Raw genomic sequence first — 23,521 nt, 5'->3', positions numbered from 1 at the left:
GCGACGGTAGACGCGGCTACGCCACGCCGACCAGGACCGGCGCCGGGCGCCGCTTCGGCACCAGCGCGGCCAATGCGACACCGGCCAGAGCTGCACACGCGGCCACCGCGAACGTCGCGCGGAAGCCGGCCAGCGACGGCACCGCCAGGCCGCCGACGCTGATCGTCAGCTGCGCCAGCATCGCCGCCATCACCGCGCTCGAGACCGCGGTGCCGACCGACCGCATCAGCGCGTTCAGGCCGTTCGCGGACGCGGTTTCGGTGACCGGCACGGAACCCATGATCAGCGCGGGCATCGCCGCATAGGCGATCCCCACGCCGGCGCCGATGATCACCGACGCCGTGATGAGCTCGAGCGCGTTGTCCATCAGCACGATCGCGAACGCGTACCCGACCGCGATCACCAGCGCGCCGGTCATCAGCGTCGGACGCGGGCCGAACCGGTTGATGAGCCGCGCCGACACCGGCGAGAGCAGCATCATCACCAGGCCGTTCGGCGCGAGCGTGAGCCCGGACTCGACCATCGACTGACCGAGCCCGTAGCCGGTCGACGACGGCGCCTGCAGCAGCTGCGGGAACGACAACGCCATGGCGTACAACGCGAAGCCGACCATGATCGACGCCAGGTTCGTGAACAGCACCGGACGGCGGGAGGAGACGCGCAGGTCTACCAGCGGATCGTGCCGGCGCAGCTGGTAAGCGCCCCAGCCGAGCAGGATGACGACGGCCAGCGCGGCCAGCCCGAGCGTCGGCAGGCTCGTCCAGCCCCACGTGCCGCCCTTCACCACCGGGATCAGCAGGCAGAGCAGTCCCGCCGCGAGGCCGAACGCGCCGAAGTAGTCGAACGGCGCGGGCGTGCGCACCGACGACTCCGGCACCACGGTGAGGATCAGCAGCGCGCAGGCCAGCCCGAGCCCGGCGGCCGTCCAGAACAGGACGTGCCAGTCGGCGTTCTCGGCGACGATGGCCGCGACCGGCAGGCCGATCGCGCCACCCACTCCGAGCGTCGCGCTCATCAGGGAGATGGCGCCACCGACGCGTTCGGGCGGGAGCTCGTCGCGCATGATGCTGATGCCGAGCGGGATGACGCCCATCGCGCAGCCCTGCAGGCCGCGGCCGAGGATCTGGAACGCGAGCGCGCTGGTCGTCGCGGAGACGACGGAACCTGCGATGAGCACGGCGAGGCTGACGAGGATCATCCGCCGTTTGCCGTAGAGGTCGCCGAGCCGCCCGCTGACCGGGGTGATCACCGCCGCGGCGAGCAACGTCACGGTGACCACCCACGACGCGTCGGCGGGCGAGGCGTGCAGCAGCCTCGGGAACACCGGGATCAGCGGCACGACCAGGGTCTGCATGAACGACGCCACCAGACCGCACGAAGCGAGGACGACGACGATCGCGCGGCTGGCCCCTTCGGGACGGGACACCACACCCCCAAGGTGTATTTAGTACGCATCATGCAACTTCATGCACTGTACCTACGCGATGGGGGTTTCCGATCGAATCGTGCTTGATGCCGCACATCTCACAACCAGGTGCGCACTCCGCCGTGCCCCGAGCAGGTGCCGGAGTGGTTCTGGCTGTAGCTGTAGCTGCCGTCCTTGCAGATGGCGGTCGCGCCGGCGGGGTTGTCGCTGGGCCGGTGGACGCAGTTGCCGTCGACGTTGCGGTAGTAGTCGGCATCGCACGCGGCGGGTTGCGGCGCGGGCTTGGCCGTGGTCTTCGGCTTCGCCGCGGTTGTCTTCGGCGCGACTGCCTTGGGTGCGACGGCCTTCGGTGCGGTCGTCTGCGGCGCGGCCGGAACCGTCGTGGCGACGGGCACTTCGGACGTGGTGGGTGTCGCGGTCGTGACCGGAACGGAATACGCGGGCGTCGAATACGTCGACGACGTCGATTCGACGACCCCGACGTTGCCGGCGTCCTTGACCTGGGGCGAACCGACACCGCAGCCCGCGACCAGCAGGCCTGCCGCCAGGATCAACCCGAGCTTCTTACCCACGACCACTCCTTAGCCAAGCGAACCAATGCCGCCTAGTCGGTGGCCGGAAATCGTTTGTTACAAAGGAAAATCGCGGTCGAAACCCAGTGCGCGGTGGGCAAATCCCGTCCTGCCGCGCCATCCGCCTGCGCGTGGCGTCCTAGACTCGCCGTATGTCCTGGTTACGGCGGTACGCCGCCGAACTCGCGGTCACCATCGCCGTGCTCGCGGGTTCGCTGTTCGCTGTCCTGAGCGACACCGCCGAACCCGGGAACCACGTCGTGCTCGGCTGGATCCTGACGGTCGCCTGCTGCGCCGCGCTGTTCCTGCGCCGCCGGTACCCGCTGGCCGTCGCCGGGTTCGCGCTGGTCTGCTGCGCGCTCTACTACCCGCTGACCGATCCGGACGGGCTGGTGCTGCTGGCCTTCGCCTACACGCTCTACACCGCCGCCGCGGCCGGGCGGATCCGCGGCGCCGCGCTGCTGGTCGTCGCGGCGATGGCGGGCGTCGTGGTCGGTGAGATCAGCTCGCGGTCCGGACGCCACGTCGACAACTTCGCGTTCTTCCTGATGACCGGCTGGTTCGTCGCGCTGGTCGCGGGCGGCGCGGTCGTGCATTTCTGGGCCGCGGCCGAGCGCACCAAAGCGGCCGAAGCGCGGACCGACGAGCGTCTCCGCATCGCGCGAGAGCTGCACGACGCGCTGGGCCACCATCTGGCGCTGATCAACGTGCAGGCCGGAGCTGCACTGCATCGCCGTGACCCGGAGCAGGCAGAGGAAGCACTCGGGGCGATCAAGGACGCGAGCAAGACCGCACTCCAGGAGTTGCGCGCGACCCTCGGCATGCTGCGTCAGAGCGGCGGGCCCGCGCTCTCCCGCGTCGCGGAGCTGGCCGAATCGGCCGGCGCGTCCGGGCTGACCGTGCGCACCGAGATCGACGGCGTCGCCCGGGACCTGCCGCCGGACGTCGAGCACGCCGCGTTCCGGGTCGTCCAGGAAGCTCTGACGAACGTCGCGAAGCACGCCGCTGCGGAAACCGTCGTCGTCCGGCTGGGGTACGGCGAAACCGAGTTGTCCGTGCAGGTCGACGACGACGGACGCGGCGGCACCGCCCCCGCGGGCAACGGCATCCGCGGCATGACCGAACGCGCGCGGGCGCTCGGCGGCGACGTGACCGCGGCGCCGCGCGAAGGCGGCGGCTACCGCGTGTGCGCCCGGCTTCCGGTGCGATGATGGGCCGATGATCCGCGTCCTGCTCGTCGACGACCAGCGGCTGGTCCGCGCCGGCTTCCGGTCCATTTTGGACGGCGAAGCCGACATCGACGTCGTCGCCGAGGCCGCCAACGGGCGCGAAGCTCTGCAGGCCGCCCGCGAACACCGTCCGGACGTCGTGCTGATGGACATCCGGATGCCGGTGCTCGACGGCCTGGCCGCCACCCGGCACCTCCTCGACGACCCGACGATGGCGGGCACGAAGGTCGTCATCCTCACCACGTTCGACCTCGACGAAGACGTCTACGGCGCGTTGCGCGCGGGCGCGAGCGGCTTCCTGGTCAAGGACACCGAGCCCATGGAGCTGATCCACGCCGTGCGCGTCGTGTCCCGTGGTGACGCGCTGCTGGCGCCGTCCATCACGCGGCGGCTGATCTCCGAGTTCGCCGCGCGCGTCACCCGCCCGGCGCCGTCCCCCGCCTTGGAGCGGCTCACCGACCGCGAACGCGAGGTGCTTTCCCTCGTCGCGGCCGGGCTGTCGAACGACGAGATCGCCCGCGAACTCACTCTCAGCCCGGCGACGGCGAAGACGCACGTCAGCCGCATCATGACGAAGACCGGCGCGCACGACCGCGCCCAGCTCGTCGTGCTCGCGTACGAGTCCGGCGCGGTGACGCCGCGCTGGCTCACCCCCTGACCCGTACACCCGCGGGAGTACGGGAAAGGCCTTAAGGGACACCGCTGGGAGCACACGAAGTGCCCTCCGGAGCGCGACGCGCAGTAGTGCAGCTCTCGCGGATTCTTGTCCACCATGGACACCATCACTCGCACCTCCGGCGGACGGCTGGCGCGCCTGGCCGGCTGGGCGCAACACCACCGGTGGCTCGCTGTCGCACTCTGGGCTCTGGTCCTCCTCGCCGTCACCTTCACCTCCCGGCTCATCGGGAGCGCCTTCCACGACGACAACTCGCTGCCGGGCACCGAGTCGCAGCAGGTCGTCGATCTCCTGAAGGACACCGCGCAGTCCGGAGCGAGCGCGCAGATAGTTCTGAAGTCCGAAACCGGGCTCGCCACGCAGCGAGCTGCAGTCGAAGAAGTTCTGGGAAATGTCCGATTGCAGCCGCACGTGCGGTCGGTGACCGGGCCGTTCGAGACGCTCTCGCCCGACGGCCGGATCGGCTACGCGACCGTCACCTTCGACGCGGCCTCGGCCGACCTTCCGTACGACGACATCGTCAAGTTCGCCGACGCCGCGAAACAGGCCGGGCCGGTCGAAGTGGCGCTGGCCGGCGACCCGATCGAGCGCATCTCGGACGGCGGTGGTCCAGCGGAAGGCGTCGGGCTGCTCGCCGCGCTGGTCGTGCTCGTGTTCCTGTTCCGCTCGCTGCTCGCGGCGGGCCTACCGGTGATCACCGCGGTGTTCGCGGTCGGCAGCACGCTCGGCGCGATCACGATCGTCTCGCACTACGTCGACATCGCGAGCTACACGTCGCCCCTGATGATGCTGGTCGGGTTCGGTGTCGGCGTCGACTACGCACTGCTCATCTTCTCCCGCTACCGCGGCGAGATCCTCGACGGCCACGACCGCGACACGGCGGCGCGGCGTGCACTCGACACCGCCGGGCGCTCGGTGCTGTTCGCCGGGACGACGGTGATCATCGCGCTGCTCGGCCTGCTCGCCCTCGGACTCGGCGGCTTGCGGGGCGTCGCGCTGGCCGTCGCGCTCACCGTCCTCATGACGATGCTCGCGTCGGTGACGCTGCTGCCCGCACTGCTGTCCCTGTTCGGCGAGCGGCTGGAACGCGGCATCCGGAAGCACGCGATCAAGCGCGAGCACGGCAAGGCCTGGCGACGGCTCGCCGACGGCGTCCAGCGTCGGCCCCTCGCGCCGCTGGCGATCGGGCTGATCGTCCTCGTCGGGCTGGCCATCCCGGCCGCGGGCATGCGGCTCGGGTTCGCCGACTCGAGCACCGACCCAGCGGGGTCGACGACGCGCCGGGCCTACGACCTGATGGCCGAAGGGATCGGCCCGGGCTTCAGCGGACCGCTCGCCGTCGTCACGCAGGACGGTGACCCCGTCGCGCTGCAGCAGCGACTCGCGTCGACACCCGGGATCGCTCGCGCACTGCGGCCGATGGGCCCGACGGTGCTCGCGTTCCCGACGACGTCACCGCAGGACGAGGCGACCGCCGAGCTGGTGACGCGCCTGCGGACCGAAGTCCTGCCGTCGCTGCCCGGCCACTACCTGGTCGGCGGTTCGGTCGCCGCCGCAACGGACTTCGCCGACGCCGTCGCCGACCGGCTGCCGTTGTTCGTGCTGGTGGTCGTCGGGCTGTCGGCGTTGCTGCTGATGGTCGTGTTCCGGTCGGTCCTGATCCCGCTCAAGGCGGCGCTGCTGAACCTCCTGAGCATCGGCGCCTCGCTGGGTGTGATGACGCTCGTGTTCGGCAACGGCTGGTTCGGCGCGCAGCCGGGCCCGATCGAGGCGTTCGTGCCGGTGATGATCTTCGCCATCGTGTTCGGCCTGTCCATGGACTACGAGGTGTTCCTCGTCTCGCGGATGCACGAGGAGTGGCGGCGCACCGGCGACGCGCGGATCGCGGTGCGCGAAGGCCTGGCCGCGACCGGCGGCGTGATCACCGCCGCCGGCGCGATCATGGTGCTGGTGTTCGGCGCGTTCCTCCTCGACCCGTCGCGGATGCTGGCGCAGTTCGGGCTCGGCCTGGCGGTGGCGGTGCTGCTGGACGCGCTGGTGATCCGCTGCCTGCTCGTCCCGGCGATCATGCGCCTGCTCGGCGCGCGGGCGTGGTGGCTGCCTCGCTGGCTGGACCGGCGGCTCCCGCACGTGGCGCTGGAGCCTTAAGTCCCCCAGGTGGTCGGCGTCTCGGACAGGCGGAAGTCCAGGGAACCGCCTGTCCGCAGGAAGGAGGCGTCGAGCTTCCAGTCTCGCTGCGGACGTCCACCTCGCCGGACGTCCGCGACGTACTTGCCGCTGCCCGACGTCGTGATCCGGATCGGTGTCCCGGCCGCCGGGCGGATCACGGCGCTCGGGAACAGCGGGCTCGACAGCAGCAGTTCGCCCGAACCCGGCGTGCGCGGGTAGATGCCGAGCGCGGCGAAGACGTACCAAGCGGACATGGTCCCGAGGTCGTCGTTGCCGGGCAGGCCAGACGGCCCGGTCCCGTAGACCGAGTTCACCAGCTGCCGGACGGTCTCCTGCGTCTTCCACGGCCGGCCGAGTTCGTTGTACAACCACGGCGCGTGGATATCGGGCTCGTTCGTCGGGTCGTACTTGAGCGGGCCGCCGCCCTTGAGCTGCCAGTTCCCGTTCGCGTCGTGGAAGAAGCCATCGAGGCGGGTGACTGCGGTCGCCTTGCCGCCCATCGCGTCGGCGAGGCCGGAGACGTCCTGCGGGACCATCCACGTGTAGGCCGCCGCGCTGCCCTGCGCGAAACCGCGGTCGCTCGCCGGGTCGAACGGCGTCACCCAGCTGCCGTCGACGTTGCGGGCCTGCATGTAGCCGGTGGCCGGGTTGAAGACGTTGCGCCAGTACGCACCCCGGGCATGCAGCTCCGCGGCTTCGCGAGTGCGACCGAGCAGCTCCGCGAAATGTCCGATTGCGAAGTCGGCGACCGCGTCTTCGAGCGTCTCCGCGGCGCCGCCCCAGCAGCGGCAGACGTCGTTGGGCGCGTAGTGCGACGTCAGGTACTGCGCGAGGTTCGGCCGCTGGCCGACGCACTGGCCCGGGCAACCGCCGTCCTGCAGTCCTTCCGGCCGCGGCACCGTCGCCTGCTTGTAGAGCGAGTCGAACGCACCGCGGTAGTCGAAGTTGCGGACGCCCATGGCGTAGAACGTCGCGAGTGTTGCGGCCGTCGGGTCGCCGGTCATGACGTGCGTCGCGCCGTTGACGTGCACCCAACGGTCCCAGACGCCGTCGTTCTGCTGCGCGTAGTTGTAGAGCGACTGCGCGAAGTTCCCGGCGACGCGGGGTTCGAGCAGGGCCAGCAGCTGCACCTGCGCGCGGTACTGGTCCCAGCCGGAGAAGTTGGAGTACTGCGCGTCCTGGCCGCGGGCGAGGCGGTGGGGCTTCTGGTCCATCCCGAGGTACTGGCCGTCGACGTCGCTCACGAGGTTCGGCTGCTGCAGGCCGTGGTAGAGCGCGGTGTAGAAGGTGATCTGCTGGTTGGCCGTTCCGCCGCTGACGTCCACGCGGCTCAGCTCGGTGTTCCACGCCTTCTTCGTCGCGGTCGCCACGCTGTCCACAGTGGACTTGGACGGCTGCTCGGCCCGCAGGTTGCGCTCCGCGCCTTCGAGGGAGACGTAGGAGATCGCGATTCGCATGGTGACCTTGCTGCCGGGCACGAAGGTCACGTAGCCGCCAGAACCCCGGCCGGCACGGTCGGCGCCGGTCGCGTAACCCTCACCGCCGGTCTGGTCGAGACCGCCCGGCTGAAACGTCGCGTCCTTCCACGTCCCCGTGCCGACGAACGGCTGGTCGAACTGCGCGGTGAAGTACAGGCGGTAGTAGGACTTGCGGTTGTTGACACCACCGTTCGCGCGGCGGCCGCAGAACGCGCCGGTGAGCACGGACCCGGTGACCTCGCGATTCGCCGGGTCGAGATGCGTCTCGGCGTCTTCGCTGCCGTTGAGCGAGTTCGACGTCCGGAAAAGCAGGCTCGCGGGCTTGCCCGCCGGGTACTGCAGGGTGCCGATCGCGGTGCGTTCGGTCGCGGCAACGTCGGTCGTCACGCCGTTCTGCAGACTGAGCTTGTAGCGGCCCGGCGTCGCCGATTCGTCGGCGTGGCTGAAGTTGCTCGCGTAGATCGCGTCGGTGGTGTCGGCGGTCGGCGACGAAGTGACGTCGCCGGCGAACGGCAGGATCGGCACGTCCCCCGCGGCGCCGGGGTTGCAGCCCGCGCCGTTGACGTGCGTGAGGCTCAGGCCGCGGATCCGGGTGGTGTCGTACTGGTAGCCGTTGGCGGCGCCGGTACTGGTCTGGTCCCCGCGCGTACTGGTGGGACTCCAGGCGAGCATCCCGAACGGCGCGGTGGCGCCGGGGTAGGTGTTGCCGTCGCCGGCGGAGCCGATGAGGGGATCGACGAAGTCGGCAGGACTCAGTCCAGAGGCGGCTGACATCGTTGTCAGACTCGAGGCGAACAGGACGGCGGCGAGTACCACCGTGACAGGACGGCGCATGGGCGGAGATTAACCGCGTCCGATGGCCTTTGGGCGAACTGGAGCGGACAAACAGGCGGACACACCCGCACCTTGCACGCTTTGACATCGAGAGCGGCCTGAGCTTCAACCGACCCGAGCTGGCTAAGGACGTCAACCTGGTCGTCAAACAACGCCGAAGGCCGCCACCAGGAACACCCGGTGACGGCCTCCGATGTCAGCCCTTATTCGTAGATCTCGCCCTTGGCGGCCTTCTCCACCAGCGAAGCCGGCGGCTCGAAGTGGTCGCCGTACCGGGCGGCCAGCTCGCGCGACCGGTCGACGAAGCCCTGCAGGCCACCGTCGTACTGGTTGATGTACTGGATGACACCGCCGGTCCACGCCGGGAAGCCGATGCCGAAGATGGAGCCGATGTTGGCGTCCGCCACCGACGTCAGCACGCCCTCGTCGAAGCACTTGACCGTCTCGAGCGCCTCGGCGAACAGCATCCGCTCCTTGAGGTCCTCGAACGGGACCTCGGCGGAACCGGACTTGAAGGCGTCACGCAGGCCCGGCCACAGACCGGTGCGCTTGCCGTCCTCGCCGTACTCGTAGAAGCCCGCGCCCGTCGAGCGGCCCTTGCGGTCGAACTCGTCGACCATCCGGTCGATGACGCCCTCCGACGCGTGACCCTTCCACGTGCCGCCCGCGGCCTCGATCGCCTCGCGGGTCTCCTTGCGGATCTTGCGCGGCAGGGTCAGCGTCAGCTCGTCCATAAGCTGCAGCGGCGGCGCCGGGTAGCCCGCCTGCGAACCCGCCTGCTCGATCGACGCCGGCTCGACACCCTCGCCCAGCGCGGCGACGGCCTCGTTGATGAACGTGCCGATGACGCGCGAGGTGAAGAAGCCGCGGCTGTCGTTGACGACGATCGGGGTCTTCTTGATCTGCAGCGTGTAGTCGAAGACCTTCGCCAGCGTCGCCGGCGACGTCTTCTCGCCGCAGATGATCTCGACCAGCGGCATCTTGTCCACCGGCGAGAAGAAGTGGATCCCGATGAAGTCCTCGGTCCGCTGCACGCCCTCGGCGAGCGTGGTGATCGGCAGCGTCGAGGTGTTGGAGCCCAGCACCGCGTCGGCGTTGACGACACTCTCGATCTCGCCGAACACCTTGTGCTTCAGCTCGACGCTCTCGAACACGGCCTCGATCACGAAGTCGACACCCGCGAAGTCGGCCGGGTCGGCGGTCGGCGTGATCTTCGCCAGCAGCGCGTCCGACTTCTCCTGCGTGGTCTTGCCGCGCGAAAGGGCCTTCTGCTCGATCTTGGCCGCGTAGCCCTTGCCCTTCTCGGCCGCCTCGAGCGAGACGTCCTTGAGGACGACGTCGATGCCGGCCTTCGCCGACACGTACGCGATCGCGGCGCCCATCATCCCGGCACCGAGCACACCGACCTTCTTGGCGGTGTACTTCTCGAAGCCGTCCGGCCGCGAGCCGCCGGAGTTGATCGTTTGCAGGTCGAAGAAGAACGCCTTCGTCATGTTCTTCGAGACCTGGCCGGTGGCGAGGCTGATGAAGTAGCGCGTCTCGATGGTGATCGCGGTGTCGAAGTCGACCTGCGAGCCCTCGATGGCGGCGGCCAGGATCGCCCGCGGCGCCGGCATGTTCGCGCCCTTGATCTGCTTGCGCAGGTTAGCCGGGAACGCGGGCAGGTTCGCCGCGAAGCTCGGGTTGGACGGCGTGCCGCCCGGGATCCGGTAGCCCTTGACGTCCCAGGGCTGGACGCCGCCTTCGGGGTTGGCCTTGATCCACGCCTTCGCGGCGGGGACGAGCTCCTCGACGGTGTCGACGACCTCGTGCACCAGGCCCAGCTCCTGCGCCTTGCGCGGACGGAGGCGCTGGCCCTGCAGCAGGACGTTCAGCAGCGCGCTCTGGATACCCAGCAATCGGACAGTGCGCACGACGCCACCGCCGCCGGGCAGCAGGCCCAGCGTCACCTCGGGCAGGCCGATCTGGCTGCCCTTGGCGTCGGCCGCGATGCGGTGGTGCGTCGCCAGCGCGATCTCCAGGCCACCGCCGAGCGCGGCGCCGTTGATCGCCGCGACGACCGGCTTGCCGAGCTGCTCGATCCGCCGCATCTGGCCCTTCATCAGGCCGGACGACTCGGTGAACTCGACCGCGTTCTCGGGCTTCGCCTGGATGAGGTCGTTCAGGTCGCCGCCGGCGAAGAAGGTCTTCTTCGCGGAGGTGATGACGACGCCGGTGATGGAGTCCTTCTCGGCCTCCAGCCGGTCCACGGTCACGCCGAGCGACTCGCGGAAGTCGGCGTTCATCGTGTTCGCCGACTGCTTCGGGTCGTCGAGGGTCAGCGTGACGATGCCGTCCTCGTCCTGCTCCCAGCGGATGGTCTTGCTCTCAGCCATTAGTGTCCTCACACCCGCTCGATGATGGTGGCGACGCCCATGCCGCCGCCGATGCACAGGGTCACCAGGGCGCGGCGCGCCTGGCGGCGTTCGAGCTCGTCGACCACGGTGCCGACCAGCATCGCGCCGGTGGCGCCGAGCGGGTGGCCCATGGCGATCGCGCCGCCGTTGACGTTGACCTTCTCCTCGTCGAGGTGCAGGTCCTTGATCCACTTGAGCACGACGGACGCGAACGCCTCGTTGAGCTCCCACAGGTCGATGTCCTCGGGCTTGAGGCCCGCGGTCTTCAGCACCTTTTCGGTGGCCGGGGTCGGGCCGGTGAGCATGATCGTCGGCTCGGAGCCGATCGACGCGGTCGCCACGATCCGGGCGCGCGGCGTCAGCCCGAAGGTCTTGCCGATCTGCTCGGAGCCGACGAGCACCAGCGCGGCGCCGTCGACGATGCCGGAGGAGTTGCCGCCGGTGTGGACGTGGTTGATCTTCTCGACCGAGTGGTACTTCTGCAGCGCGACGGCGTCGAAGCCGCCCAGCTCGCCGATACCGGCGAACGCCGGCTTCAGCTTGCCGAGGCCCTCGACGGTGGAGCCGGGACGGCGGTGCTCGTCGTGGTCCAGGACGGTCACGCCGTTGATGTCCTTGACCGGGACGACGGACTTGGCGAAGTAGCCGCCGGACCAGGCCGCCTCGGCCTTCTCCTGCGAGCGCACGGCCCACGCGTCGACGTCCTCGCGCGAGAAGCCCTCGATGGTCGCGATCAGGTCGGCGCCGGTGCCCTGCGGGACGATGTAGTTGTCGTACGCGGTGGCCGGGTCCATGAACAGCGCGCCGCCGTCGGAGCCCATCGGCACCCGCGACATCGACTCGACACCGCCGGCGATGATCAGGTTGTCCCAGCCGGAACGGATCTTCTGCGCGGCGGTGTTGGTGGCTTCCAGGCCGGAGGCGCAGAAGCGGTTGAGCTGCACGCCCGCGACGGTCTCGGGCAGGCCCGCGTTCAGCGCGGCGGTGCGCGCGATGACCGCACCCTGCTCGCCGACCGGTGAGACGACGCCGAGCACGACGTCGTCGATCACGGCGGGGTCGAGGTTCGGGTGACGGACCTTCAGCTCTTCGATCAGGCCGACCACCAGGTCGACCGGCTTGGTGCCGTGGAGGGCACCGCCCTTGTTCTTGCCGCGAGGCGTGCGGATCGCCTCGTAGATGTAGGCCTCGCTACTCACTGAACACTCCTCGCGAGCGGGTGGGAACGTCGTCGTACCTAGCCGTGTGTCACAGTCGATGATACCGGCCAGTAGGGCTAATGGCCATTAACATATCGCCGGATAACCCCATGGTGTCAATGGGTTGCAGGTGTGCCGTTAACCGCTATCGTCGACTCACCATGACCGACTCCGTGCGCTCTGTGCGACCGCGCGACCGCAAGGCCCAGCTGGCCGCGGTCGCCGCGGAGCTGTTCCGCGCGCGCGGCTTCCCGGGTGTCGGCATCAAGGACATCGCGGACGCGGCGGGCGTCACCGGCCCGGCCCTGTACCGGCACTTCGCGGACAAGCAGGCGATCCTCGCGTACGTCGTCCTCAGCGGCTTCGAAGACCTGGAGGCGGCGACGGCGGAGGCGCTGTCCGACTCGGTTCCGCCCGCCGACCAGCTGGAAGCCCTGCTCAACCGTCTCGCGGCGCAGGCCGTCGAGCGCCGGGAGATCGCGGCGCTGTGGCGCTGGGAAGGCCGTCACCTCCCGAAGGAAGACCAGCGGGAGATCGCCCGCCGGTCGGCGCTGGCGCTGGCGTCGTGGTCGAAGGCGCTGCTCGTCCAGCGGCCGGAACTGCCGGCCGAGGACGCCGAGCTGCTGTGCTGGGCCGCCCTGTCGGTGTTCGGCAGCGTGTCGGTCCACCACACGGCCGTGGCCCGTCGCCGCTTCGCTCAGTTACTGGTCGAACTGGCTCTCGGTGTGCTCAACGCCACACTTCCATCGCCGGTCTCCACGCAATCGGACACGCCGCCGTTGCGTCTGGGCACGCCGTCCCGCCGAGAGCAGGTCCTGGCGGAGGCCACGGCCCTGTTCGCCCAGCGAGGCTTCCACGACGTGAGCATGGAGGACATCGGCGCGGCGGCCGGCATCGCGGGCCCGAGCGTCTACCGCCACTTCCCCAGCAAGGCGGCCCTCATGGTGGCGATCGGCCACCGCGCGGCGGACCGCCTGGCCCTGGCCGCCGAGCGAGCACTGCAGGCAACGGACGAACGCTCGGCGCTGCACAGGCTGGCGGCCTCGTACGTGCACACGATCCTGCACACGCCGGAACTGCTGGTGTCGTTCTCGGCGGACCGGGTGACGATGCCGGACCGCGACAAAGCCGACCTGCTGCGCATCCAGCGCGACTACGTCACCCAGTGGGTCACGCTGCTTTCGGCAGTACAGCCCCAGCTCCCCCCGCGCGAGGCGAAGATAACGGTCCACGCGGCCCTGACCATCGCAAACGACCTGGCCCGCACCCGCCGGGTAGCGTCCCGACCCCACTTCGAGGCCGAACTGACCGCCCTCCTGCACACGATTCTCGACGTCGCAGACTAGCCACAGCAGCAGAAGATCATTGTCTCGACAAAGGACAATCATCCGGCAATTGCACTTCCCCGCCGCACCCAAGAGCAACCCCTTCATAACACAGCGTGTCCAATTTGGCGCCCCTCAGCGAGCCGGCCCTCGAATCGAACGCAAGTTCGATCACAGTTTCGCCCCCAAGACCCTTGTTGCCAGCGAAAACACTTAACTGGGGTCACCCTATTGGAGCAACGTTCGACGTGATAGTTTACGCTCCGTTCCCGTCGATTCGATGAGTTACGGAAGAGGAAATATCGGTATGCGATCGCCGGATGGCAATGAGCAACCGGGGATCAAATCCGAACTCCTCGACCTGAGCGCGTTCTCACTGTCAGAACTGCGAAAACTCGACCCCGTCGCGTTTCGCCGTTCGATTCGCCACGCCGCGGACCGGACGGCGCACATCCCGGTGACCGCGAGCGGCAGTGGCGGCGCCAAACGCGTCGACTGAAGGCGATCCGGAGAGCTCATGGTGCGCACGAAGAATCATGTGATGTCCGTTCCGGACCTGCACACGGTTTCCTGGGACACCTTCGACGAGCTGGCCGTCGGTGCCGGCGGGTCGAGCACCGGGAGCGTACTGCGCAGCGCTGATCGCAGCCGCCGGTTGCTTCTGCTGTCCGGTCTCGTGGACCTGGCAAAAGCAGACGAACGTTTGACAGGTCCGCTCACCTCCGTCGAAACAGCCTGGGATCTGCTGGTCCGGGCGGAGGAAACCGAGCCGGACGCGCTGGAGCGGGTGATCGCCCACCCGTACACGGGGAGCTGGGCGGGCTACACGACCCGGCTGATCGAGCAGGGGCTGACGGGCGAGTGCCCACTCTGGGTGCACTACGGCTACCTCCACACCCTCGCCGCGGCCGCGGCGATCCACGCGGGCCTGAGGTTCACCATCCAGGTGCCGGTCTGGAACGACACCGTCGTGCTGCCGACCCTGGGCGCAGCTCGGTTGGCCGAAGGCGGCGGGTTTACGACCGCAGAAGTGCACGGGGCGGACGGATCCTTCACGATCAGCGGCGATCGCTCGCAGGCCGCGCCCGGTACGGCAACCTGGAGCCCGCTCCGAGAGTTCCGCTTCGAGGCCGAGGGCCGGGTTCTGGCACTGCGGCTCGACGATCTGGACCCGCATCGCGGGCTTTACCACCCGATACCACCGGACCGGCTGACGGATGCCGAAGCGGCGCGCTGGCGGGACCTGCTCGGCGAAGCGTGGCGGCTGATCGTCGAGCACCTGCCCGAGTACGCGGAATCCCTGCCCGCAGGTCTGACGTCGATCGTGCCGAACCCAGCCGTTCCTTTCCGCCTTCCCAGCGCGTCGACGGGCGAAGCCTTCGGGAGCGCGGTCATCGCCGGGCCCGAGGACGAAGAGCCCGCCACCCTCGCCGCGGCCCTGGTGCACGAGTTCCAGCACATCCGGCTGGGTGGCCTGCTGCAGTTGGCGCGGCTGCACGACGACGACCGCACCGAACGGCTCTACGCCCCGTGGCGGGAAGACCCGCGTCCGCTCGGCGGCCTGGTGCACGGGGTTTACGCGTTCTTCGGTGTTTCGGCCTTCTGGCGCGCGCTCTCACGGGCGCACCCGGAAGACCGGTTGGCCGCCTTCGAGTTCGCTCACTGGCGGGCGCAGACGTGGCAGACCCTCGAATCGATCCGCGACGACGCCGCGCTGACCGACGCGGGACGGCGGTTCCTGGACGAACTCGCCGCCGTTTTCGGCCCGTGGCAAACCGAACCGGGCGCCCCCGAAGCAGTGCACTGGGCGGAGAAGCTGGCCGCGGACCACTACGCCGGCTGGCGGCTCCGCCACCTCCGTCCCGAGCCCGACGTGACCGCGGATCTCGCTCAGGCCTGGCAACGCGGCGAGCCCTGCCCGCGGGTGTCGCCGAGCGGCCGCCTCGACACCGTTTCGGACGGGGAGTGGGCGAACGCCCGTGCCGATCTGATCCGGGTCCGATTCCGCCGGGACGGCGAAACCAAGCTGCCGCAGGTGTGGTCGCAGGTGCCGGGCGCGCTCGAGGGTGACCACCGGCTGATCGCCGGCCTGGACGATGAAGCCCGCACCGCGTACCGATCCGTGCTCGACCAGGATCCGGAGCACGCCGCGGCGCTGATCGGCCTCGGCCTTTCCCTGCCGGCCGGGCCGGCTACGCGCGCCTTGCTCGGCGTGCCGGAGCTGGTCCGCGCGGTGCACCGGGAGTTGCGCGATACGGAGAAAACACCGGCAGTTGACGAATTGGCCGGTTGGATCGGCGAAGCACTGCTCTGACCCGGGCTATAACGGCATCGGGTCGATGTCGCACTCCGCACGAACCGCGTTCTCCGCCGCCGTGATCGCGGGATGGCCGGGGCGCAGCACCCGGTCGGCCACGACGAGCACGTCCCGGTGCTGACTCAATGCCTCGCGGACGCGGCCGAGCCGCTCGAGATCCAGGGCCCGGTTGAGCCGCGCGGCGAGAGTGGTGGGGTGGCTGTCGGGCAGTGCCCGGCGCAACCGCGCCAACGTGTCGGTGTTCATCCGCAGGGACCGCTGCACGTCGCCGAGCGCGAACCAGTCGTTCGCCGTGTTGATCGAGCACGCCAGGACGTGCGGGTGGGCCGGGCCCAGCCGATCACGCAGGCCGGAGAGCGCGCGCTCGTCCCGGGCCAGCGCGCTCGCCGGATCGCCGAGCAGACGCAGGGTGACGCCGATGTCGGCTTCGGCTGCCAGCGTGTGCGGGTGCCGGTCCCCCAGGCTGCCCCGGTACAGCGACAGCGCCTGTTCGCCCAGCTCCAACGACGCCGGCAGTTCACCGGCGTTGCGCAAGTCGATGGAATGGGCGAGCGCGCAGGCCATCGCGTTGGGGTGATCCGACCCGTACTTGTGCCGGAACCGCTGCAGCGCGCTGCCCGACAGGGTCAGCGCCGCCTCGTGGTAACCGTCTTTGCGTTGCGCCACCGCCAGGTGGAGGTCACGGCGGATGACACCGTCGGTTCCCGCGCCGAACAGCCCGCGGACCCGCTCCACGACCTTTTCCTGTTCGATCCGCGCCCACGAGTAGTCACCGAGCTCGCGACGGCAGATGATCATGATGTTCAGCGTGAGGATGGTCTCCCAGTTGTCGTACCCGAAGATCTCGGACCGGCGCTCGTAGGTGTCCTCGCTGAGCCAGCGAGCCTGCTCGTAGTCGCCGGCCAGCAGGAGTGAGACCACGAGGTCGTGGGCCGCTTCGAGCGCGGTCGGATCGTCGTCGCCGAACAGCGCGCGGACCTTTTCGTAGGTCTGCCGGTTGAGGTCACGGGCTGCGAAGAAGTCGCCGTTGGACTTGTGTCCGGTCGCCACCAGCACTTCGGCGCCCAGCGCCTGTTCCGATTCGGGGCCGAAGGTCCGCCGGTAGAGCCGCAACGTCCGACTGCTGACCTCCGACGACGCCTCGTACCGGCCGAGCACCCAGAGCACGAACCCGAGATGCTCCGAGGCGGCCAGCGTCTGCGGGTCCTCGGCGCCGTACCGCTCCGTCCAGGCGGCGACGACCTCCTCGGTCAAGGTGAGCGCGCCCGTGTGGTCACCGGAGAAGTACTGGAACTTCAGCAGGTTGACCACCAGTTGCCGGACCCACTGATCTTCGCAGTCGATCAGCCCGGCGTGCCGGAAGTGCGGCAGGACCAGCTGATACTGCGGCCACTGGCGGGCCGCCTCGGGGTCTTTCGGATCGAGATTTCCGAGCAGGAGGTGGGCGCCGTGCCGCATCTTTGCTCGGGTCTCGTCCGTCATCGTCTCCCGCAGCACCTGCTGCGCGAGCCGGTGCAGGAGCAAGGTGCCGCTGCGGTGGTCCAGCTTCGCCAGCCGGCACCGGTTGATCTCCCGCAGCGCCCGGTCCAGGAGGACGGGGTCACGCATCGCGGTGTCCAGCTCCGGCGCGATCGACACGCCGCGGACCCCGGCGAACAGGCTGCGGGAAATCGGTTCGGCGGCGAAGAACGCGCACACCTGGAGCAGCTGGTGCGCAGCCGGGTTGCGGGTCGAGAGCCCGTCGAAGGAGACGTTCCACGCCGCCGTCACGGAGATCTCGTAGTCCGTCGGCCGCGGGGAAAGGGTGTAGAGGTCTGCCATCTTCTCGTCGAGCAGCCGGCTGTAGTCGGCGACCGGCATCCCGGTCTCGGCCCGCCAGGCCGCGGCCTGGGCCAGCGCGATCGGCAGGTCACCCAGCTTCTCCGCCAGTGCCTCGGCGTCCGACATCGTGACCGTGCCGTCCCGGCGGCGCAGGAGGTCGATGCTCTCCGCGCGGGAGAATCGGTCGACCTCGATCGGCTCCGCGGGGAAGGAGTCCGAGGCGGCGGCGCGTGCGGTGATCAGGATTCGTCCCGGCCCGCCGACCGGGAGGAACGGCAGGAGGGACTCGGGTTCGTCGGCCGCGTCGAAGACGATCAGCCAGCGGCGGTACGGCTTGCCGGCGAGGAGCGCTTCCAGGACCGCCGGTACCGCGGCGACCGTCTCGTCCGCACCCGGCAGGCGCAGTTGCCGGGCGAGTTCCATCAAGGACGCCCGGATCTGGGATTCCTGGGTCGCGCTGACCCACCACACGAGATCGTGGTCGCGGAGGCGCCGGTAGATGTACTCGACCGCGAGCTGGGTCTTGCCGAGGCCGCCCGGCCCGTGCAGGATCGCGCTGCCGCCCGAATCCAGGCTCGCACCGAGCCGGTCGAGCAGATCCCGGCGGCCGACGAACTCCGAATTGCGCGCGGGGACCGCGCCCCAGATCACCGGTGCGTCGGTGGTGATCCGCCGGACGCGGCGCAGGGAGGTGGCCGCTTCCTCCCGGACGTTCGCGACCAGCCGTTCGTCCGCGACTTCGAGTTCGGCCGTCGCCGGCGGGCCCACGCCGTCCTCGGCCTCGTCCTCTCCGGCGGCGCCGCTCTCCGCCGCCGCGACCGCGAGTTCCCGCTCCCGCTCGTGCAGCCGTTCGGCGCGCCAGGCGTACGGCCCGGAAAGCGCGCGCATCACCACGCGCTCGAGGGTGATGTCCGCGCCCTCTTCGGGCAGGTCCGCCCGATCGGGATCGGCAAGCGCGTCGACGATCCTCAGCAGAACGGGGTGCTGCTCGCCGAACCGCTCTCCGGTCGCGGCGACCACCTGCACGGTCTCCGAGCGCCGTCCGGCCGTGAGCAGTGCCTCGCGGACCGAGGCCGGAAACTCGAAGACGGCATCTTCGCCGGCCGGATCCGGACGGCCCGCCTGCGGTCCGAGAAGCCCGCTCGTGAACACCTCGGCGAGGTGCGACGTGTCGGCCTCGGGCACGAGTTCCGCCCGGACGAACCGGGCGATCGGCAGGCTGACCGGAACCGCGGCCAGCAGGGTCGCGAGCCGGAACGCCGGCGGCGTCGCGGCTCCGAGGAACCGCCGGACCCGCTCCTGGGCCGTCGGCGGCCTGGCCGGCCCTTCGTCGTCCCCGGTCTCGGGCATCGGTTGGTCACGCGCGAGCAGTACCGTGCCCGGCACCGCCTCGGTGACCGAGCGCGAAATGAGCCGCACCCACCAGCTGAACCACCGCCCGCCCAGCTCGAGGACCGGGATCGGCACTGCGCCGCTGACCGCCTTTTCGGGGTCCGCCATGGTCATCCAGGCGTCCGGCAGGTCGAACCCGTACCGGCGGTTCGGCCGGAACGGGCCGGGTGACGTCAGCAACGCCCGGTGCAGGGGGATGCCGGCCTTCTTCCACATGTGCTGGGGCAGCAGGTGCACCAGGGCGACCGGCATGCCCCTGCTCCACTGCGCGAGCAGCGGCGAAACCAGGTCACGTCGCCACGCTTCGCCGACCCCGTCGGTCAGGACGAGCATGAGCCGGTCGCCGTACCAGTCCAGGAGTTCGGCCACGCTGTGCTGCGGCGCGTCCGGGGTGCCGCCGCGCAGCACCGGGGCCAGGGAGCCGTCGGTCGCCCGGGTCTCCGTTTCCAGGTACCGGATCCGGACCGTCCGGAACGCGCCGAGCTGCTGCACCAGCTTGAGGAACGACCTGACCTCCGGCTGCCACAGCGCCATCGACGAACCGGCGTCGACCACCACCGTCAGATCCAGGACGCGGGTCGTCGTGGCGGGTTTCAGCACCGGGAGCCAGAGACCGTCCTGGACGGCTTGTTCAGCGGTCAGTTCCTCGTCCAGCTGGACGTCGTCGTCCCACGACGACGGACGCAGCTGCTTCAACGGCCGGAGGGCCCGCAGGATGTCCGGGCCACCACGCATCGTCGACGATCCAGGCGGCCGCCCGTTTCCCGGCGACCGTGCGCCGTGCCCTGGGAAGTCCCGCGCGAACCCCCCGAAGACCGGCCGCCGACGATGCCCGGCGGCCGGCTCCGGCTCCGTGACCGGTGACGACGACGGTGGATCCCCGGCCGGAGCCGGCTCGGGATCCGGGTGTGACGGCTCGGGCGGCGGCTCCGGCTCGGGCGGGCCGGACTCCGGTGCCGGCTCACCGGCTTGGCGCCCCACGGGCTCCCCGAGCACCGCCGCGAGCCAAACCGCGTCCGCGACCTCACTCCACGACAGCGCTCCGGCACGAGGCGGGCGCTCGGTCGGCTCCCCGGCCATCTCACGGCACCACGGAGTTCAACTGCCGCCAGATCGCGTCCATCAACCGGGGCCAGGACTCCCCTTCGTCGCGGTAGGCCCCCGAAGTCGCGAGGTAGACGGCCTCGAGGAGCTTGTCGACCGGCAGCCCGCCGAAGGCCTCACTACGGCTGACGAACTCTTCGATGATGCGGGACCGGTGGGTGTCGGCCGGGTCGAGCGCGTGCGCCGCCACCATCGCGGCCAGCTGTTCGATGTCCGGATCCTGGATTTCGAGCCGGAGACACCGGCGCAGGAAGGCCGGCGGGAAGTCGCGGTCGCCGTTGCTGGTGATGACGACGAAGGGGAACGCGGCGCACCGGACCCGGCCGTCCGGGATCGTGGCCGTCGCGTCCGGATCCGCTGTGAAGACCTCGACTTCGCGGCTGCGGCTGCGCATCCGCACCAGCTCGGGGATCAGGAACTCGCCGTCCTCGAACAGGCTGAGCAGGTCGTTGGGCAGATCCGCCTCACTCTTGTCCAGCTCGTCGATCAGGAGGACGCGTGGCTGACGGCGCGGCAGGAAGACGGTGCCGAGCTCGCCGAGCCGGAGGTACTCGCCGATCGGCGGCTCCTGGTCGCCGTCTCGCCGCTCGGCGGCGCGCGCACCGGCCGCCTGAGCGCGGCCGATCGCGTCGTAGTTGTAGAGACCGCCTTTGAGCGTGGTGCGGGAGGTGATCGGCCACCGCAGCACCCGGCCCAGCCTCAGTTCCCGCGCGACCCGGTACGCGAGGCTCGACTTCCCGCTTCCCGGGCGGCCGGTCACCAGCAGGGGACGTCGCAGGTACAGGGCCGCGTTGACCATGTCGATCTCGTGCGGGTCGACGTGCCGGGCCGGCAGCCGGTGCTCGGAACCCAGCCGGCGGTCGGCTTCCCCCTCGTCCTGCGGTACGACGTCCTCGACCGGCAGCGGCCCGCCGTTGAACGCCCGCCACGGCGGGGCCGGCGGAAGCAGGTCGGCCAACGAGGCGCCGGGAAGGGGACGGCCGGTGCCGCGGTAGATCCACCAGTCCGGCCGCTCAGGATGCTCTACCGCGTTCATCTGAATCCTCCCGTATCGCGTCCGGCAGGTAAGGACCGTCGTCCAGGAAAAGCAGTCTGCTCGGGTCGTCCCACAGGACGACCAGATCACGGGCGATCCGCAGGTCGACCGGAATGGTCACCTCGCGGAACGCCGCTCGACGGGAATCCTGGGTCCGTGCGGGCAGGTCACCGAGACCACCGCTGTCGAGGAGCCACGCGACAACCTCGTGCAGAACCTCGGCGTCGGCGTCGGGGTGCCACAGCAGCACGGGAATCCCGGAACGCAGCCCCGTCGCCATCTCGTCCCCGCCGGGGCGCGGCCGCGTCGGCGGCGGACCGGCGAGAACCATCATCAACCACTTTCCGTCGCTGAGAATCGCGTCGAGCCGATGGCGCCCGGCGGCGTCCTGCGGCGAGCAGTAATACACCCGTTCAGCGGACGGATTTCCGCTCATCGCCTCCCAGCGGATTCGCCACGCCCGGTGCCACTGACGGGAGAACATCCGCTCCAATGAGCGGATGACGATCGGATAGTCGAGGAACAGCGGCCGGGGATCCCCGGTTTCGTGTTCCTTGCACCACCGGTGCACGGGAAGGTTCACGAGTGCCCGCGGCAGCACGAATTCGAGCGCCACTTCTTCGCGGTATTCCGACCAAGCTCGTTCCGCGTCGACGATCAGCTGGTCGACGTGGTATTCGAGATCCGCGCCGCGGATGGTGGTGATGCCGCCTCTGGCCGGTGGCCACTCCTGCGGATCCTCCTGGCGCCAATGGGAAACGACGTGCCGGTCGGGGTCGATCCCGTCCAGTTCCACCATGATCACCAGGTGCAGGCGGAGCTCACCACCGCCGTTGTGCTCGCGTTCGGTGCGAAGTTCCCGCAGCCGCGCCTCGCCCTGCACCCGCCGAGCCTGCCAGGTGTTCCATTCCCGCAGTTCGTCACCGAGCGGGCGCGCGCACTTCGTGGCGACGAGCTCGACGAAGGCCAGCGCCGGCGGGAGCCCGTGCGCCGGCGTGTTGAGCTCGGTCAGCAGGCAGAACGCCTCCCAAGCGTCACCCGGCTCGGCGGCCGGGCACGTCGCCGGGCTCGCCGCGCGCCGGACGAGGATGCCGAGCCGGGGCGGGGTGAATCCGCTCAGCACGGAACGCAACCACGACAGTTCGGAATCCGGCAGGAGGTCGTGCATCCGCGGTTCGTGCACGAGCCGGTGCAGGAGTTCGAATTCCGGGGAACCCGGCCGCAACATGCGTACGGCGTGATCGAGCGCGTGCATCCCGCCATCCGCGCGGGCGCAGGCGTTGACGATGTCGATCAGCTGATCCCGCCCGGTCGCGTGTTCCGAAAGCGTCAGCGGGAACCCGAGGTTGTCGTGAATCAATTCCAGCATCAGTGACCGGCTCGGCCGGTCGGCGGCCAGCCCGGCGTTGGCGAGGAGATTGACGATCGCCTCCCGGACCGCTACCCGGACCGTGGACGGGAGATGCAACTCCCGTCCCGGTCCGCGAGTTTGCTCACCGGCCGACACCTGACGAACCACCTCCCCGCCCGGGTGCCCGGGACCCGTGATTTTACCCATCGATCCCGAGCGGAATAGGGGCAAAAGGTGGACACAAGGTGGTTCACAACTGTTCGATGATCGCGGCGAGCGCGTCGACTTGAGGAGACTTCGGCTCCAGCATCCTGATCGCGTCCAGCAGGTCGGCGAGGCCACGGGTGAACCGCTGGCACGTCCTGGCCAGCGCGATCACGTGCAGGCGGTCTTCGGCGTGGTGCGGAACCACGTCCGCGATTTCCCGGCGGGGGAACAGGTCCAGCAGAAGGTGCCGGCTTTCCGCCTTGCGGACGCAAGGTACCGCGAGCAACGCGTCCACCAACGCCGAAAACCCGTCCGCCGCCGGTTGCCGTAATTCACGCACCGGGAACCCGTTGGCTGCCGCGCCCAGTAAACGCAGCCAAGCTTCGGCCTTCGTTTCCTTGACCGAAACGCGGATGCGGTGGTAGGAGGGGGCATCCGCCGCAGGGTCGGCGCGTACGACGTCCTGGTAGAACGAATCCGAAACGATCAGTGCCAGTGCCGCGCCGGACGTCTTCAAAGCACTCTTCGCTTCCGGTGCTTCCACCAAGCGGAACGCGTGGCTGGTCGCGTCACTGACCGTGCCGTGACTGGCTTGGTAGACCTCGCCGGCGTGGAACGCCACACGCAACTGCACGTGCGCCTCTTCGGCGTGCACCGCGTTGTAGCGCCGCAACTCCGCCAGCATCCGGTCCGGCAACGCGGCTACAAGGTCCGCTTTCGCCACCTGGGCAGGCAGTTGGATCATCGCGCCGTCACCCGTGTTCTCCTGGAACAGGACATCCCAGGGCACACCCACCTCCGCGAACGACGTGCGCAACAGGTTCCAGAACCCGTCGTGCACCACCAGGCGGTGGGCCGTGGTGCGCCTGGGATCGTTGTAGCCTGCGATGTCCAGCGCCATGATCGTCTTGTGGTACGCGGCCGAATCCATGACCACCGGACCTCCCCGAGTTCGCGGCAGGCTCTCATTGTCACAGGTCAAGCCGTCC

Annotated in this window: 15 protein-coding genes; 6 read left to right on the top strand and 9 right to left on the bottom strand. The window is 69.7% G+C overall.

Features of this window, described 5'->3' with window-relative positions; genetic code table 11:
* Positions 1–16: 16 nt before the first annotated feature.
* Both ACIOD2_RS10670 and ACIOD2_RS10665 read right to left on the bottom strand, forming a co-directional pair.
* Complete coding sequence (locus tag ACIOD2_RS10670; RefSeq protein ID WP_400536550.1) at positions 17–1,426, bottom strand: MFS transporter; 1,410 nt, start codon at positions 1,424–1,426, stop codon at positions 17–19.
* A gap of 98 nt (positions 1,427–1,524) precedes the next feature.
* Positions 1,525–1,998, bottom strand: coding sequence for a DUF3761 domain-containing protein (locus tag ACIOD2_RS10665; RefSeq protein ID WP_400536549.1), 474 nt, complete (start codon positions 1,996–1,998; stop codon positions 1,525–1,527).
* Between the two features lie 152 nt (positions 1,999–2,150).
* On the opposite strand from ACIOD2_RS10665, the gene ACIOD2_RS10660 reads away from it, so the two are divergent.
* The 3 genes from ACIOD2_RS10660 to ACIOD2_RS10650 all read left to right on the top strand — a co-directional run bounded on the left by ACIOD2_RS10660 (position 2,151) and on the right by ACIOD2_RS10650 (position 6,051).
* Positions 2,151–3,209, top strand: a complete 1,059-nt coding sequence (locus ACIOD2_RS10660) for a sensor histidine kinase (RefSeq protein WP_400536548.1) — start codon at positions 2,151–2,153, stop codon at positions 3,207–3,209.
* Positions 3,210–3,216: 7 nt separating this feature from the next.
* Positions 3,217–3,885 carry a response regulator gene (locus tag ACIOD2_RS10655; RefSeq protein ID WP_400536547.1) on the top strand — a complete coding sequence of 223 codons (669 nt, stop codon included), beginning with the start codon at positions 3,217–3,219 and terminating at the stop codon, positions 3,883–3,885.
* Positions 3,886–3,999: 114 nt separating this feature from the next.
* Positions 4,000–6,051 carry an MMPL family transporter gene (locus ACIOD2_RS10650; protein WP_400536546.1) on the top strand — a complete coding sequence of 684 codons (2,052 nt, stop codon included), beginning with the start codon at positions 4,000–4,002 and terminating at the stop codon, positions 6,049–6,051.
* On the opposite strand, the gene ACIOD2_RS10645 is transcribed toward ACIOD2_RS10650, so the two are convergent.
* The 3 genes from ACIOD2_RS10645 to ACIOD2_RS10635 form a co-directional block, all read right to left on the bottom strand.
* Positions 6,048–8,384 (bottom strand): GH92 family glycosyl hydrolase, encoded by a 2,337-nt coding sequence (locus ACIOD2_RS10645; protein ID WP_400536545.1) that lies wholly within the window; start codon positions 8,382–8,384, stop codon positions 6,048–6,050. The two genes, ACIOD2_RS10650 and ACIOD2_RS10645, sit on opposite strands and share 4 nt — an antisense overlap.
* Positions 8,385–8,587: 203 nt before the next feature.
* Positions 8,588–10,759, bottom strand: a complete 2,172-nt coding sequence (locus tag ACIOD2_RS10640; protein WP_400536544.1) for a 3-hydroxyacyl-CoA dehydrogenase NAD-binding domain-containing protein — start codon at positions 10,757–10,759, stop codon at positions 8,588–8,590.
* Between the two features lie 8 nt (positions 10,760–10,767).
* Complete coding sequence (locus ACIOD2_RS10635; protein ID WP_323323099.1) at positions 10,768–11,979, bottom strand: acetyl-CoA C-acetyltransferase; 1,212 nt, start codon at positions 11,977–11,979, stop codon at positions 10,768–10,770.
* A 161-nt stretch (positions 11,980–12,140) separates the two neighbouring features.
* On the opposite strand from ACIOD2_RS10635, the gene ACIOD2_RS10630 reads away from it, so the two are divergent.
* From ACIOD2_RS10630 to ACIOD2_RS10620, 3 genes are all read left to right on the top strand, one after another.
* The gene (locus tag ACIOD2_RS10630; protein ID WP_400536543.1) at positions 12,141–13,325 is read left to right on the top strand and encodes a TetR/AcrR family transcriptional regulator; all 1,185 of its coding nucleotides are present in this window, start codon (positions 12,141–12,143) and stop codon (positions 13,323–13,325) included.
* Between the two features lie 259 nt (positions 13,326–13,584).
* On the top strand, positions 13,585–13,803 hold the full coding sequence (locus ACIOD2_RS10625; RefSeq protein ID WP_400536542.1) for a hypothetical protein: 219 nt from the start codon (positions 13,585–13,587) through the stop codon (positions 13,801–13,803).
* Positions 13,804–13,821: 18 nt separating this feature from the next.
* Entirely contained in the window at positions 13,822–15,618 is a 1,797-nt protein-coding gene (locus ACIOD2_RS10620) for an HEXXH motif domain-containing protein (RefSeq protein WP_400536541.1), read from the top strand.
* Positions 15,619–15,624: 6 nt separating this feature from the next.
* Here the strand turns inward: ACIOD2_RS10620 and fxsT are convergent, their stop codons facing one another.
* The 4 genes from fxsT to ACIOD2_RS10600 are packed head-to-tail and all read right to left on the bottom strand — an operon-like array spanning position 15,625 to position 23,463.
* Complete coding sequence (gene fxsT / locus ACIOD2_RS10615; protein WP_400536540.1) at positions 15,625–19,914, bottom strand: FxSxx-COOH system tetratricopeptide repeat protein; 4,290 nt, start codon at positions 19,912–19,914, stop codon at positions 15,625–15,627.
* A gap of 1 nt (position 19,915) precedes the next feature.
* Positions 19,916–20,974 carry an AAA family ATPase gene (locus tag ACIOD2_RS10610; RefSeq protein WP_400536539.1) on the bottom strand — a complete coding sequence of 353 codons (1,059 nt, stop codon included), beginning with the start codon at positions 20,972–20,974 and terminating at the stop codon, positions 19,916–19,918.
* A complete protein-coding gene (locus ACIOD2_RS10605; protein ID WP_400536538.1) occupies positions 20,952–22,667 on the bottom strand; it encodes a hypothetical protein in 1,716 nt (571 codons plus the stop codon). The genes ACIOD2_RS10610 and ACIOD2_RS10605 overlap by 23 nt, the downstream gene beginning before the upstream one ends.
* The gene (locus ACIOD2_RS10600) at positions 22,576–23,463 is read right to left on the bottom strand and encodes a hypothetical protein (protein WP_400536537.1); all 888 of its coding nucleotides are present in this window, start codon (positions 23,461–23,463) and stop codon (positions 22,576–22,578) included. Before ACIOD2_RS10600 ends, ACIOD2_RS10605 begins: the two co-directional genes overlap by 92 nt.
* Between the last annotated feature and the right edge of the window lie 58 nt (positions 23,464–23,521).

Origin of the sequence: Amycolatopsis sp. NPDC088138 (assembly GCF_044741685.1) — a bacterium.
GTDB lineage: Bacteria > Actinomycetota > Actinomycetes > Mycobacteriales > Pseudonocardiaceae > Amycolatopsis.
The sequence above is the reverse complement of the archived record's forward strand: the minus strand, read 5'-3'. Positions and strand labels throughout refer to the sequence as shown.

Bases quoted from the DNA above. Each gene is read 5' to 3' on its own strand.
- ACIOD2_RS10640 (WP_400536544.1), bottom strand. From the start codon at position 10,759: ATGGCTGAGAGCAAGACCATCCGCTGGGAGCAGGACGAGGACGGCATC.
- ACIOD2_RS10645 (WP_400536545.1), bottom strand. From the start codon at position 8,384: ATGCGCCGTCCTGTCACGGTGGTACTCGCCGCCGTCCTGTTCGCCTCG.
- ACIOD2_RS10620 (WP_400536541.1), top strand. From the start codon at position 13,822: ATGGTGCGCACGAAGAATCATGTGATGTCCGTTCCGGACCTGCACACG.
- ACIOD2_RS10625 (WP_400536542.1), top strand. From the start codon at position 13,585: ATGAGTTACGGAAGAGGAAATATCGGTATGCGATCGCCGGATGGCAAT.
- ACIOD2_RS10630 (WP_400536543.1), top strand. From the start codon at position 12,141: ATGACCGACTCCGTGCGCTCTGTGCGACCGCGCGACCGCAAGGCCCAG.
- ACIOD2_RS10650 (WP_400536546.1), top strand. From the start codon at position 4,000: ATGGACACCATCACTCGCACCTCCGGCGGACGGCTGGCGCGCCTGGCC.
- ACIOD2_RS10660 (WP_400536548.1), top strand. From the start codon at position 2,151: ATGTCCTGGTTACGGCGGTACGCCGCCGAACTCGCGGTCACCATCGCC.
- ACIOD2_RS10600 (WP_400536537.1), bottom strand. From the start codon at position 23,463: ATGGATTCGGCCGCGTACCACAAGACGATCATGGCGCTGGACATCGCA.
- fxsT (WP_400536540.1), bottom strand. From the start codon at position 19,914: ATGGCCGGGGAGCCGACCGAGCGCCCGCCTCGTGCCGGAGCGCTGTCG.
- ACIOD2_RS10655 (WP_400536547.1), top strand. From the start codon at position 3,217: ATGATCCGCGTCCTGCTCGTCGACGACCAGCGGCTGGTCCGCGCCGGC.
- ACIOD2_RS10610 (WP_400536539.1), bottom strand. From the start codon at position 20,974: ATGAACGCGGTAGAGCATCCTGAGCGGCCGGACTGGTGGATCTACCGC.